Here is a 14,708-nt window from a genome sequence, read left to right as displayed (position 1 = left end):
GAAAAGAGCCGGGCGATCGTATCGCCCGGCACGTTTCAGCAAGGGCTCAGTCAGCCTTGGTCACCGGGTAAAAATCCCAGGCACCGTAGAGGATCATGTTATGTACGTAACCGTCGATATTACTCCGGGTAACGATGTAGCCGAAATCTTCCCAGAGGAACTGGGTGGTTGCGTAGTCGTGAGACATCGTCTGCAGTTTTGCATAGATTGGTTCGCGAACGGCAGGGTCAGAGGAAGCCCAAGCCTCGTCCAGCAAGGGTTTGAATTTTTCGGCCATCAGCCCCCGATAACCATCGCCGAGCATGCCGCCAACGAGACCTGTTGGTGAAAGATAGTAAGTTGCTGCACCGAGCGGACCACCTGGATCGGAATAGTCTGGGCCCCAGCCCATATAGGTCAGCGGAGACGCCGGCTTTTCGCGATTATTGAGCTTGTCCGAAATCGATGCCCAAGGCAGCGACTGGATCTTCATCTTGAACTTGGGATTGATGCGCTGCAAACCCTGCTGCAGTGCAGACAATGCGGCTGTACCCTGCGGCGTGCCTTCCTGTACATAGGCCGTGAAGGTAAAGCCTGTTTCCCAGAGCTTGCCGCCGAAAGCCTTCTTGAAATGTTCTGCGGCCTTCTTCGGATCGTAGCTATAGATAGGAGAATCGTCACGATAGCCCATGATGCCGCGCACGGTCGGGCCACGCGACTGGACGGTCTTGTTCAGAAGAACCTGTTTGATAAGCGCATCATAGTTCTGTGCGTAGTTGAAACCTTTGCGCACATCAATGTCGGCGAAGAAATCCGGCGGAATACCGTTTCCGTCAAGCTTGCCGCTGCCGAGTGCGGGATTGTCCGCGTCATCCAAAGGCCACGCAAAATAAAGTCCGCGACTGAAAACCTTAGGCAGTCCGTCAACAACCTTGACACCCTCGGTCTTGCCGAGTTCATCAAGAAATTCAACGGGAGCCGTGACGAAATCGGCGTCCCCCGAAAGGAGTTGCAGGCGTCGTGTCGTCCATTCCGGCACCGTGCGCATGACCACGCGCTCGAGCTTTGCTGGTCCCATGAAGTAATTATCGAACCGCTTGAGCGTGATGCGGCGATCAGTACGATCCCATTCTTCGAGCATGAAAGGCCCGGTACCGTTTTCCTGGGCAAACAACGGGTCGTCGCCAAGCTCGGGACGATAATATTTTATCCACGTATCACCATTGCCATCCCACCCGCCGACCGAAGCAACCCATTCCTTGTCAACAATGGAAGCACCGAAAGGGAGAGCCAGAACACCGAGCGTAGCCGGGAAGGATTTCGGAAGTTTCAGGACGACATTGTCCCCTTCGACGGTAATTTGTGATGCAAGCTGGTCATAAACATTGCGGAGGGCTTGAGGATCGGCGTCTTTGATATCCTTGACATTTGCCTCGGTCTCGACCCACTTCGTGACATCCGGATATTTCCCGGCTGTTACCACCTCGGTGATGGCGTTCGACATCCATGATTGACCCATGAGAATAGCCCGCAACAGCGAGTATCGCACGTCTTCAGGTGTGATCTGGCCATATCCAGGTTCTATCTTCGCCTTCTGGTCACCCGCCAAACCGTCGTAGTTTTGCCAGGTTATCTTACCGTCGCTACCCTTAATCCCTACTTTGTGAGCGTGGACGTCCTTGCGGATGGGAAACGTATAGCTGATCGATCCGTCACTGCCCTGTTTTATAAGTCCGTTTTCCAGCGTCGGCACCTCGCTGGAAAGGGCGGGCACAAATTCCGAAATCTGTGAACCGTTATAATTGAGAAGGCGACTATAGACGTTCAGCACGCCGTAGGAACTGGGCGTATTTGCAATATAGGCCGGATCGAAGGACTGAATATCGTCAGTCCAAAGAAAGACAAATGTTCCTGGATTCTTGGTCTGCGCGACAGCAGGCGCCACCGCCAGGCCAAGGCCACAGGAAAGGGCCAGAGCCAAAGCACGTTTCATGGATATGTTCCCCTATTTGGTCTTGCAGTCTTCTTTTGAATTTAAGCTAGGAGCACACTTGCATCGGTGTCCAATGCGTAGTTAGAATGAATTATGCAAATAACGCATGAGGTCGTTATGGAGCTAGCTTGGCTCGAGGACTTCCTGGAAATTGTTGCGACGCGGAATTTCTCCACGGCTGCTGCATCGCGAAATATTTCGCAGCCAGCGTTCAGTCGGCGCATCAGGTCGCTGGAGTCATGGGTCGGCGCAGATCTTCTTGATCGAAGTACCTATCCGGTGCATTTGACAAGTGCTGGTAACATGTTCGTACCGCGCTGTCAGGAACTCGTTAGAGACATGTACCGTCTTCGCACCGATTGCCACAATGTTGCGGGCGCCAATTCGCAGCTTCTTACATTCGCCGCCCTGCACACACTGGCGATCTACTTCTTCCCGAACTGGATCAGCGGTTCCGGATTTCCGAGTTCCCCTGTTCGCTGCAGTATGCACACGGGTGATTTTCTCGAATGTATTGAACACCTGTCTTCTGGAAAATGTAACTTCGCGATTACTTATGACCACCCTGATGGGCCACCCGTTCTCGAAGCGGGGCCGTTCGAATCTTTGCAGATTGGAAAAGATCGTCTCATCCTCGTCTCGGGAACTGATGCAGCAGGCAAACCTCTTTACGATCTGGACACGGTTGAGGGCGAAAGAATTCCTTACCTTTCCTATTCATGGAATGACGGCTATCTGGGAAAGCTCATTTCTCTCATCCAGTCACGCTGGCGACGTCCGCTCAACCTCAGCACCGTGTATCAATCCTCGCTTGCGGAGGGCCTCAAACAAATGGCTATCGCCGGTCAAGGGATCGCGTGGTTGCCCCAGATATGTGTGCAGAAATCGATCAGCCAGAACGAATTGACTCAAATCGGCGGCCAGCAAATGTCCTTGGAGATAGAAATTCGAATCTTCCGGCGCGCTGGCGCGAAAGACCGGGATGCAGAGGCATTCTGGAAATATCTCGCAGAAAACCAGAGCCGCGCGCGCAGCCTAATCGATCCCGCACTTAAGCTGCGCTGAGAGTGTCCATGCGAAAACAGAGAGGGTAATGCAAAGTTTGCATAACCTTTTTCAGAAGCACTCTCGGCCGGATTTTTTGATTGAATAGGCATGGTTGGTCTCTTCCCGCCAGCTGTTTGTCCCCGCGGCAAGCCATTTGTTACGAAGACGGTATGTTGACACGAGCTTTGGACAAAGCATTAGATGTTCCCAAAAAGCGGGCCAATCGCAAGGGGAACCAGTTTGACCAGGATATCGACAAGTAGTTTAGCCCTTCCCGACAACATCATCCTGTCCGTTGAAAATCTCGAAGTGTGTTTCGCCCCGAACGCTGCAAAGCCCGTGCGCGCCGTGCGCAAAGTATCGTTTCAGATCGGGCATGGAGAAACCCTCGCGCTGGTGGGAGAATCCGGCTCGGGGAAATCCGTGACGGCGATGACGGTAATGCGCCTGACTGAATTTGATGGTGCGAGGATTACTGATGGCCAAATCCTGATGCGGCTGAAGGACGGTTCGATTGCAGATCTGGTAAAACTTTCCGAAAGGCGTGTCGAGGGGCTGCGCGGCTTTGAACTCTCAATCGTCTTTCAGGATCCTATGTCTAGCCTGAACCCCGTCTTCACCGTCGGGGATCAGATTGCGGAAGCCGTTATCAGGCACCAGAAAAAAACGCCAAATGATGCAAGGCAGATAGCGCTAAATGTTCTAAAACTTGTCCGTGTGCCCGATGCCGAGCGGCGGCTGGACCAATATCCGCATCAACTTTCTGGCGGTATGCGCCAACGGGTGATGATCGCGATGGCTCTGGCATGTCGGCCGTCGTTGATGATCCTCGACGAGCCCACGACGGCGCTGGACGTTACTATCCAGGCTCAAATACTGGATCTGGTGCGAGCGCTGCAACGGGAAATCGGTATGGCAGTTCTGTTCATCACCCACGACATGGGCGTTGTTGCAGAAATCGCGGATCGCGTGTGTGTGATGCTCAAGGGGGAGATAGTTGAGACCGGACCTGTCGACGAGATATTCAACAATCCGCGGCATCGGTATACACAAGCATTGATCTCGGCTGTCCCGCGGCTTGGCAGCATGGCAGATAAGGACGGACCTGAAAAATTTCCTCTCCTTGTTTACGAGCCAGATCTGGTTCTGACGGAGGTGGCGCAATGAATGATGCTGCCATGCAAAATATTGCTAAAGCTCCTCTTGTTGAAGTTCGTAACCTCATTACACGCTTTGAGCTCAAGGGCGGCCTTTTGGGACGTACTACCGGCCGTGTCCATGCGGTCGAGAGTGTTTCCTTTGATATCTTCCCCGGCGAAACCTTGGCGCTGGTGGGCGAATCCGGTTGCGGCAAGTCCACGGTGGCACGGAGCATCATGCAACTGGACAAACCGCAGTCCGGTTCGATCCGGTATGATGGAACCGAACTCATCGGCGCATCCAAAGCGGCGCTCACACGATTTCGTCGCGAAGCACAGATGGTATTTCAGGATCCGTTCTCATCGCTCAACCCGCGCATGACTATAGAACAGGCCTTGATTGATCCCATGCGTGTCCATCGGGCAGGACGAACAAAACAACTGCGGGAACGGGCTGTTGATCTGCTCGCCAGGGTCAACCTCCCGGCTGACCACCTTGACCGCTACCCGCACGCCTTTTCCGGTGGTCAGCGCCAGCGTATCTGTATTGCTCGCGCACTGGCGCTCAATCCGCGCCTGATCATCGCGGACGAAGCTGTTGCTTCACTTGACGTGACAATTCAGGCGCAAGTCATCAATCTGCTGATGGACCTTCAACGGGATATCGGTATCGCAATCTTGTTTATCAGCCATGATATGGCTGTCGTCGAACGCATCGCACATCGGGTTGCAGTCATGTATCTGGGCGAGATCGTGGAAATCGGAGATCGCCGCTCGGTCTTTAACAATCCTCAGCACCCGTATACCAAGAAGCTGCTTTCGACCGTTCCTGTTGCCGACCCCGCACGGCGTCCAATCGGCCGCGAACCTATGTCGGATGAAATTCCGAGTGCCGTAAGGGCGCCGGATTTTGTGCCAATTCATCTACCAATGAACCAGATCAGTCCAACGCATTACGTGCGCCAATCTTAAGTGCAAGCTTGGCGGCGCTGCTACCCTCAGCCTGCCAAGCGGGCTGTACTCCGCCGGCTGTTTCATAAGGTTGCCAATCAACGCAATGTAAGACTTGCAGCGCCAGCCGATATCAGGCGCGACTTCCACAGTGGGAACGCCGATCGTCATGCTTCATATTGAACCCTTATTGAGCGCGAAGAGTTTTTCCTCAGGGATTGAACTCCCTCATTCCTGCTCGAACGGCTCGCGGATACTCTGTAATTTAACGGGGTCCGCTGAGCCTGAGAACAGAATGCTTAAGGCTAACCATCCACTGCTGTTTCTAACATATCTTTCTTGGAGATAGGCCGTCTCTTAGTTAGTAGATTCATATCAGGTTTGAATAACACCATACCCATTTGGGATTTTACATTTGTACCCACCTACCGCATGCTTTTCACTAAAAATGGGGAAATGAGAGTTGCGACCAGTGATTAGCGATACCTGGCTACGTAAACCGGAGCACAGGGCAGCTGTATTCAACGCCATGTGCTCTCAAGGAGATGCAAGGGTTGCTTCAATTTGTGGCCATCGATCTATCTTCGGTCGGCGACGTCGCGCCTTCAATTGCAAATGAAGTAAATTCGACGCAGGAGAATTAAATAAACTCAAATATTATTGGATATTATGATTATTTTTTCCAATATATTTAAGTCTACATTGGAAATGAACCACAAAGCCTGAAAAACAAAACACAACCGAATATTCGGGTTGAATGTATAAAAGGGGATAGAATGCTTACAAGAGCTAGATTGCTAGTGGCCACCGGATTGGTCAATTTGACTTTGATGTCACCAGCACTCGCTGATCAGATACTACGTTTGGCGAATTCTGACGATCCTCGGACCATAGACGTCCAGATGACGACGAATGACTATACAATTCCGCTGAATGTATATGACCGGCTGGTGGAAGCAGAAACGGTAGCTCCCGGGCAGTCGGAAATCGTTCCATCGCTTGCTGAAAGCTGGGAAGTCTCTGAAGACGGGAAAACCTACACTTTGCATTTGCGCAAAGGCGTTATGTTCCATAATGGCGAGGAACTGACAGCCGACGATGTCGTGTTCACCTATGACCGCATGCTGAATCCTGCAACCAAAGCGTTGAACACCGATATCCTGGACTTCGTCGAAGGGGCGAAAGAACGGCTTGATGGCTCAGCGCAGTCCGTCTCAGGTTTGCAGGCTGTTGATAAATATACAGTCAAGATTGTTCTGGTCCAACCTTATTCGGCTTTCATTGCACTGCTCGCCAGTCCACAGGCATCAATCTATAATCGCAAATTTACCGAGCCACTCGGTGACAAATATGGTCTGTCGCCTGAGACTGTTAACGGTACCGGCCCGTTCATTTTGAAAGAGTATAATCTGAACGACAGCCAGATGATGGAAGCCAATGAGAATTATTTCAAAGGCCGTTCCAAGTTGGATGGCGTTCTCATCCGTGTTGTTCCCGACGCGGAAACCATGCGTATGTTGTTCGAATCTGGCGAGATAGACGTTTTCGATACGGACTCAGCTATCACGCAAGTTCCATATTTTATGAAGAACGAAAAATGGAAGGACCAGATTCGAAAGGGTCCGATTGCCGGCTTGGATTATTACCACATCAACCAGAAGATTAAGCCCTTTGACGATGTGCGGGTGAGAAAAGCTTTCCAGATGGGTATTAACCGTCAGGAAATACTAGACAAGATGTTCTATGGTGAAGGACAGCTCGAGAATGGTGTTCTTCCAAGCGGTCTCACCTGTTACAAGCCGGCCACGCCGATTGAATATAACCCCAAAAAGGCCAAGGAACTGCTGGCCGAAGCAGGTTATCCAGACGGGGTGGACATTGCCTTTTCTCAAGTGAGCAGCTGGTCGTCAAAGTGGGTTGACCTGAATCAGCTCGTTCAGGCGCAGTTGAAAGAAGCCGGTTTTAACACTGAAATCAAAGTCGTTGATGAATCGGCATATTTCGCCATGCGCAAAGGCGGCACCATCAACAATTATTCCCAGGTCTGGTCTGCCGATTTCAATGATCCGGATAACTTCTTCTACACCTTCTTTAGCAAGACCGGCACTTCGGTGCGTGGTTTCAATAACGAAGATCAAGAAGTTTTCGACGGCATCGAAAAAGCCCGGAGCATGACCAACCCCGACGAGCGCTGCGAACTGTATGCAAAGCTCGCCGAGCGTATTGTCCAGACGGATGCTGCGTGGGTTCCAATGTATAGTCTCAACCATCTGTTTGTCGTACAGCCGCGGGTGAAGAATTTTGTGGTCCCATGGAACGGATGGACAAGCATGAGCTACTATAAGATGGAAGTTGAAGACTAATCATACTGGCCGAGGAGTCATGCCTACTCCTCGGTCATACTTCCATTCTTACAGCTCCATCCCAGCATGAATTGATGAGCCAGCTCCAGCTCGTCAATTCATGTCAGCCGAAGATAATGCTCGTGCGGCGTTATCTTAGCCATACAGATGAAAGCCTCCACGCAATGCTGACCTTTCTGATTAAGCGTATTGCGGTCTCCATTCCCGTCTTGATCGGCGTGACCGTACTGCTCTTCATCATGATGAATATCATTCCAGGCGATCCAATCGCCTTGCTGATGAAAGAGCATGCCAGCGCTGAAGTTATAGAGCGCGTGCGAGCTCAGATGCATCTTGATGATCCACTGATCACTCGTTACTTCCGGTTTCTGTTCGCTGCGGTTCAAGGCGACCTGGGTGTTTCCATAAAGCTCAATCGCGATGTCACGACCCTGATCCTTCAAGCGTTTCCCAACACGCTTTATCTGGCGGCCTGTGCGGCCCTCGTATCATGGATGATTGGCATTCCGGTCGGCATCCTGTCAGCCGTAAAGCGCGATTCAGCGCTCGATCATTTTTTCATGGGTTTCTCGCTGCTGGGCGTTTCGATGCCGGTTTTCTGGTCCGCGCTCCTGTTGCAGTATATTTTTGCCATGCAGTTGAAATGGCTTCCGGTATCGGGCTTCTACGGCTTCAAATATGTCATTCTGCCAGCTATTGTGCTGGGCTGGAGTTCGGCAGGCGTTATCGCGCGTTTGACGCGGTCAAGCCTGCTGGAAGTCATGCGAAACGACTATGTGAGAACAGCGCGCGCAAAGGGCCTGCGCGAGATTTTCGTCATCCTTCGCCATGCCGTTAAAAATGCTCTTATTCCCGTTGTGACAATCATGGCAATCCAAGTTGCCGGACTGTTGTCTGGCGCAGTCATTACGGAAGCGATTTTCGGCATTCCGGGTATTGGCCGCATATCAGTTAACGCAATTCAGGCGCGCGATATGCCTCTACTTCAGGGGTCGGTTCTGTTTGCCACTGTACTGGTACTGATCGGCAATCTGGTTGCTGACATACTTTATTCCGTTCTTGACCCCCGTATTCGCCATCAGATGAAGGGAGGGGCGAAATGACCGAACTCGCTCAGGCAAACGACGCCTATGTCGAAGAAACGGAGAGCGCCAGCTTTCTGCGCGACACAGTTCGAATATTTCGTCGCAATCGAATGGCAATGACGGGCTTGATTATTATCGTCGTTCTGGTGCTGACGGCAGTATTTGCACCTTATATAAGTCCTCATGATCCATATCGCGTCGATATGAACGAGCAATTCCTGTCGCCATCGCTCACACACTGGCTCGGCACTGATAATTTTGGACGGGACGTTTTAACACGCATACTTTACGGTGCGCGCATTTCGCTTGTGGTCGGCATCGTTCCGAGCTTCATATCGTTGATAATCGGCGCCATCATGGGCATCGTCAGCGGCTATTATGGCGGACGGATCGATTTTACGATCATGCGCCTTGCCGACATGATGATCGCCTTTCCGTCGCTATTGCTGGCAATGGTGGTGATGTACACACTTGGCGCGAATTTGTTCAACATCTTCATAGCTCTCAGCCTGGTCGGCTGGGCAAGTGTAGCCCGAGTTGTACGTTCCCAGACGCTGGCATTGAAAGAAAAGGAGTTTATCGAGGCCGCTCGCGCCAACGGATCGAAGAAGACAACGATCATGTTCCGGCATCTGTTTCCCAATGTAGTGCCTACGCTGATCGTTCTGTTCTCGCTCAGCATTCCTGAAGCGATCATGTGGGAATCGAGTCTCAGTTTCCTTGGCGTTGGTGTGCAGCCCCCTGAAGCAAGTTGGGGCCTGCTCGTTGCCAAGGGAAAGGAATATCTCTTTGCTGCTCCTCTCGTTGCCATCATGCCCGGCGTGGCAATTTTGATCACGGTGCTGGCATTCAACTTCATCGGCGATGGGATGCGTGACGCTCTCGATCCTTACATGAAAGATTAAGGCGGCTGATATGACCGATCAAAGGCCTCTGTTGAGAGTGCGCAACCTGCGCACTGAATTCAAGTCACATCGCGGAACAGTCCGCATCCTCGACAATGTATCTTTTGATGTCGGGCAGGGCCGGATTGTCGGTTTGGTGGGAGAGTCCGGCTCCGGCAAAAGCATGACGGCTTTGTCCCTGATGGGGCTGGTTCCATCACCCCCCGCGACCGTTAGCGCTGACAGTATCATGCTGGATGGCGTGGAATTGACAACCCTCACCAAAGATCAACTCCGCTCGAAACGAGGCCGCGACATGTCGATGGTCTTCCAAGAGCCGATGACTTCGTTCAACCCGGTCATAACCATGGCGCAGCAAGTGGGTGAACCGCTGCAGATTCATGGCAATTTTTCTAAACGCGACGTTCGCGACAAAGTCCGGCAAATGTTTGAGATGGTTGGCATTCCCGAAGCGAAAGCCCGCCTGGACGCCTACCCGCATGAATTATCGGGCGGCCTACGCCAGCGGGCAATGATAGCCATGGGATTGATCTGTGAACCCAAATTGCTGATTGCTGATGAGCCGACAACAGCGTTGGACGTCACGACGCAGGCGCAGATACTGCGTCTCATCATGGAACTGCGCGACCGCGTCGGCACTGCCATCATCATGATCACTCATGATCTGGGCATCATCGCCGAAATGTGTGACGAAGTGAATGTGATGTATGCGGGTCAGATCATCGAGCAGGCCAATGTATACGATGTTTTCGATCGTGCATCTCATCCTTACACCCGTGGCCTGCTGGCCTCGATACCGAAGGCCAACGAGAAGCCGGACGGTACGCGTCTGAAGAGCATCAACGGTATGGTGCCCAATCTGGCCAGACTTCCTGGTGGCTGCCGTTTCAATCCCCGTTGCAGTGATGCCATGTCCGTTTGCAGCTTTAAGGCGCCTGATCTGAACCTATTGGAGAATGGGCACAAAGCACGCTGCTGGCTGCATGACAAAGCAGGAGCCTCTCTATGAACAAGGTTCTCATTTCCACCGAAAAACTGAGCAAGCACTTCCGGCTCGGCAAGGGATTGTTTTCGTTTGACGAGAAAGTGGTTCGCGCAGTCGATGACGTTTCGCTGGAAATCTATGAGCGGGAGACCTTCGCACTGGTCGGAGAATCCGGTTGCGGCAAGTCTACTCTTGGACGCGTCATCTTGCGGCTTCTGGAGCGCAGTAGCGGTACGGTAAGCTTTAAAGGCCAGGATATTTATGCGCTTGACGAAGCACGAATGCGCGAACTGCGCAAACAGATCCAGATTGTGTTTCAGGACCCTTACGCATCATTGAACCCGCGAATGCGGGTGAGGGATATTCTGGCCGAGCCGTTGCGCGCGCACAATTTCGGTACCAGCCAGCAAATTGAGACGCGTTGTAAAGAGCTCCTCAATATGGTCGGTCTGCGTCCGCATCTGATCAATCACTATCCGCACCAGTTCAGCGGGGGGCAGCGCCAACGCATCGGTATTGCACGTGCGCTCGCCAACAATCCGGAATTCATTGTCTGCGATGAAGCTGTTTCTGCCTTGGATGTCTCGATCCAGGCCCAGGTTCTTAATCTCCTTCGAGACTTGCAAGAACAACTACAGCTTACATACTTATTTATTACGCATGACCTGAGTGTCGTACGACAATTCGCCGACCGTGTCGGTGTCATGTTTCTTGGGCGTCTGGTTGAAGTGGGTACGACGGAAGAAATCTTCAACAATCCGCAGCACCCTTATACGCAGTTCCTGATTTCCGCCGTGCCCCGTGCTGATCCGCACCAGCGCAACAGGGCCCGCCCGCTTTTGAAGGGTGAAATACCCAGCCCGATGAACCTGCCCAAGGGCTGCCGTTTCAACACTCGATGCCCCTGCGCACGGGATATTTGCCGAACCGACGAACCAGTACTTTCCGGGGATGTCGGTCTGCATCATGCCGCTTGCCATTTTCCAGGCGTCAAGCTTAGCGAAGTGCCCGCGGAAGCTTGACGAGCTTCAAGACTGGAAAGATTTTGCACTGCGCCGCAGCTTCACTGGCCATTTAAAAACATGATCGAGCTTCGATCGGCTTTGAACGGATTGGATACCTATGACCCGCATCTCCGATGATACTCTCGTTGATCGCCTGCTAACGTTTTTGCGCGAACAAAGCGGGCCGCTTAGTATTCCCGGCATAGGACTGTCCATCGTTCGCCAGGGAAAGGTTCTCTATACGGGCGGCATCGGCGTTCTGGAGGCGGGCACCGAGCGCAACGTCACGGCGGATAGCCTGTTTGCCGTTGCATCCTGTTCAAAGGCTTTTACGACCACTTTATGCGCGGTCCTGTCGGAACAAGGAAAGCTGGACTGGGATCGGCCGATCCAGGAGATATGGCCGAAATTTGCATTTGGTCCCCAGGTTATTTCCGAACAGGTAACGTTGCGGGACCTGTGTTCCAATCGGACGGGCATAGGCCAGGCAACCGCTGTAGAGTACGGCTCCATCCTGTCTTTTGAAGAAGTGGTCAACGGCGCTGGGGGTGTTCCAATGATCGCCCCTTTTCGCGATCGATATTCCTATTCAAATCTCCATTTCACCGTCGCTGCCGAAGTATGTAACCGGGTGAGCGACAAGACATTTGCCGATGCGTCAGCGGCATATATATTCGAGCCCCTTGGAATGACCACGGCATCCGCTGATCGGCCCGATCTGGAAACCGATCCGCGTTTCGCTCGACCGCATGTGCGAAATGGCGATGCAATGCTACCTGTCGCCTTGGAAAAGCTTTCCAACCTCATCGGAGCGGGGTCGGTTTCACAAAGCCCCAATGACGCCGCCCAGTGGTTGTTGTTCAATCTGAACGCTCATCCAAATGGCGCCGCGGTTCTGCCAGCGGCCAGGCTTGCAGAACTAAAGCGCATTCATTCCCGAACCACCCCGGAGAACACTTTCCTTGGCTACGGCCTCGGTTGGCGCATAGGCAGCGGTAACGATTTAACTGTTGTGGATCATACCGGCGCTATTGGCGGTGTACTTTCTCTCACTCGTCTGGTGCCCGATAGCGGGTTCGGAATCTTCATTTCCATCAATGCAAGCGGCACAGAGATTGAAGATTTCCGCAATGCAGCTGCCGATCTTGCCGTGGCGCTCGATCGTGGTGAGGCAGAAGCGGTTGCGACAATTTATGGGCAAGCGGTTTCTTCCTTGGCGGGAAGGCAATCACAATATCGCAAATCCATTTGGCGCAATATGAAGCCGGCTCCAGTTGATGCTTCCATTGCCGGCGTTTTTGAAGGCGGACCGATGGGTGCTTTGCGGATCGAAGCCCGCAACGGCTGTTTGACGACTTCGCTTGAGCTCTTGCCGGACTACCAATATTGCCTCATGGAAGCCGATACTGCCGGTACATATCCCTTGCGTTCGCTGAAGGCTCCGGAACGCTGGTGGGGCAAAGACGATAAGGTAGCTCAGCTTGTGCTGTCTCAAGACGGCGATACGATAACTTGGCAAAATATGTGGTTCGGTGAATGCAAATTTCACCGCAAGAGCATTTCCGCGATTCCGATTTAACCGGAACTGATCGATTTTCATAACACCGAGAACTGGTTCATTTCAGGTGTTATGGATTAATCCTTACGGTGTTGAGATTATGGACGATGGTTCGGGACAAAGACGCCGGTCGGGCCGGATTTTACGATACGGTAGTTCAGATGGATCGGCCGTATTAAATCCCGCACTCTTTATCACAATAATTCGCTCGGCTATCGACTGGAAGTCTGCCCTGAAGTGTACCGAGCTTTTAAGGGTGATGATTCCTACCCTTTTTGGATCTATGCCGAGATGAAAGAATATGGCCTGTGTTCCTGCCTGCGACCGCCTGCTGCCCACGATTACAGAAACACCGGTACCGGAAATTCGGAGCAAAGCCGTCAAACCAATGTCAATTGCGCTCCCCGCATAGAATTCACCAGTTCCATTGAATTTTCCGTTTCCCAGAGCAAGGACCTCGAACTCTGCTTTGAGTGGCGTAATGCCATCCGGCCCTGAACGCCCGCCAATTTCCGTCTTGAACCGGGCACCAGTCCCCTGCCGGTGTGCAATCTCTGCGGCTTGGGGATCGAAAACAAAAGCGACGATTGCATCTCCTGCCCTCTGCTCCAAGAGTTGGCGGATCAGGCCGGTGCTGTCACCCGTACCACCGGCGCCGGGATTGTCTTGTGTATCGACGAGAATTACCGGCCTTGTCGTTGAACGCGCCACTTCCAGCGCCAGACTGACACCTTCTCCTTCATTGAATACGCGGTCTCTGGCGTAGTCTGTTTCTGCCTTCAGGATGCAATCGGCAAGCGACTGCATATGCCGGTCGAGATCGGGGGCTTCTTCCCTGCCGTATCCAACTATCGCCGGACCGCAATCCAAGGTATCGGAGGGCGGAAACCCAGGCGCAAAACTGAGATGCAAACGATGCTCGCGCTCGATTTGCTCCAGCCGGGTATAAATCGAGGATGTCGGCTCAGCCAATGTACATTGAGATGGAATGGGAATGAGGTAGGGCGTTTGAACCAGCGCCTTGGCAAAACGCGTGCCACTTCTGCACATGTTGAATAAAACCTGTGCTGTCCGCCGTCCTGTTTCTCTCATGTCGACGTGAGGATAAGTGCGGTAGGCGGACATGAAATCACTGTGGCCTACCATTTCCGGGCTGATATTGGCGTGAAGGTCGAGACTACAGGCGATAGGGGCTTCAGGCCCGACAGCCTCGCGGATACGACGCAAGAAGTCGCCTTCTCCATCTCCTATGTCTTCGACGACCATCGCTCCATGGAGATCCAGTAATAGTCCGTCGAAAGGCCCTTTCGATGCAATCGCATCAAGAAAAAGGGCGACCACTTGCTCATATGCCAGCCGCTCGACGGTTCCACCCGGCTCGGCCTGACACCAGACAAGCGGGTGGAATTCGACGTTCTGTGAAATTGCCTCGTCTATCATGCCCGCAATAGGCAGATTGCGTCCCCTCGTGACTTCGGGGATAGCGGCTCCCAATGTCAGTGGAGGCCACCCTCCGGGCGTGTTGAACTCGGCCCAACCTGTTGTACCGGGTGCGAAAGTATTGGTCTCGTGCTGAAAGCCACCTATTCCAATTTTCATCTTAGATACAGGTCTCCTATACGATGCAAGCCGGGTGTAGACTATATCTTCATGAACAAAACTTGGAAAATATCGTTTGATGATAGTTTCATTCAAGCAG

General features: G+C 52.6%; 9 protein-coding genes and 1 pseudogene. 8 read left to right on the top strand and 2 right to left on the bottom strand.

Translation table 11 applies throughout. From position 1 onward, the window contains the following. Positions 1-46: 46 nt before the first annotated feature. Entirely contained in the window at positions 47-1,972 is a 1,926-nt protein-coding gene (locus tag OINT_RS19530) for an ABC transporter substrate-binding protein (RefSeq protein WP_006469634.1), read from the bottom strand. Positions 1,973-2,089: 117 nt separating this feature from the next. Between OINT_RS19530 and OINT_RS19525 the strand changes: the two genes are divergently transcribed. The 8 genes and pseudogenes from OINT_RS19525 to OINT_RS19490 all read left to right on the top strand — a co-directional run bounded on the left by OINT_RS19525 (position 2,090) and on the right by OINT_RS19490 (position 13,030). Beyond that, positions 2,090-3,037: a LysR substrate-binding domain-containing protein gene (locus OINT_RS19525; RefSeq protein WP_006470752.1), complete on the top strand. Its 948-nt coding sequence runs from the start codon at positions 2,090-2,092 to the stop codon at positions 3,035-3,037. Between the two features lie 183 nt (positions 3,038-3,220). Continuing rightward, a pseudogene (locus OINT_RS24460) lies at positions 3,221-5,130 on the top strand (ABC transporter ATP-binding protein). 881 nt (positions 5,131-6,011) lie between these two features. Beyond that, on the top strand, positions 6,012-7,472 hold the full coding sequence (locus tag OINT_RS19515; protein WP_006470753.1) for an ABC transporter substrate-binding protein: 1,461 nt from the start codon (positions 6,012-6,014) through the stop codon (positions 7,470-7,472). Positions 7,473-7,546: 74 nt separating this feature from the next. Beyond that, on the top strand, positions 7,547-8,575 hold the full coding sequence (locus OINT_RS19510; RefSeq protein WP_235691686.1) for an ABC transporter permease: 1,029 nt from the start codon (positions 7,547-7,549) through the stop codon (positions 8,573-8,575). Then, on the top strand, positions 8,572-9,462 hold the full coding sequence (locus tag OINT_RS19505; RefSeq protein ID WP_006469628.1) for an ABC transporter permease: 891 nt from the start codon (positions 8,572-8,574) through the stop codon (positions 9,460-9,462). Before OINT_RS19510 ends, OINT_RS19505 begins: the two co-directional genes overlap by 4 nt. A gap of 10 nt (positions 9,463-9,472) precedes the next feature. Next, positions 9,473-10,471, top strand: a complete 999-nt coding sequence (locus OINT_RS19500) for an ABC transporter ATP-binding protein (protein WP_006469627.1) — start codon at positions 9,473-9,475, stop codon at positions 10,469-10,471. After that, a complete protein-coding gene (locus tag OINT_RS19495; RefSeq protein WP_006470757.1) occupies positions 10,468-11,469 on the top strand; it encodes an ABC transporter ATP-binding protein in 1,002 nt (333 codons plus the stop codon). The genes OINT_RS19500 and OINT_RS19495 overlap by 4 nt, the downstream gene beginning before the upstream one ends. A gap of 100 nt (positions 11,470-11,569) precedes the next feature. Continuing rightward, entirely contained in the window at positions 11,570-13,030 is a 1,461-nt protein-coding gene (locus tag OINT_RS19490; RefSeq protein WP_006469625.1) for a serine hydrolase domain-containing protein, read from the top strand. Positions 13,031-13,093: 63 nt separating this feature from the next. On the opposite strand, the gene OINT_RS19485 is transcribed toward OINT_RS19490, so the two are convergent. Next, a complete protein-coding gene (locus OINT_RS19485; protein WP_006469624.1) occupies positions 13,094-14,704 on the bottom strand; it encodes a M81 family metallopeptidase in 1,611 nt (536 codons plus the stop codon). Positions 14,705-14,708: the final 4 nt, after the last annotated feature.

It is taken from the genome of Brucella intermedia LMG 3301, from assembly GCF_000182645.1.
GTDB lineage: Bacteria > Pseudomonadota > Alphaproteobacteria > Rhizobiales > Rhizobiaceae > Brucella > Brucella intermedia.
The sequence above is the reverse complement of the archived record's forward strand: the minus strand, read 5'-3'. Positions and strand labels throughout refer to the sequence as shown.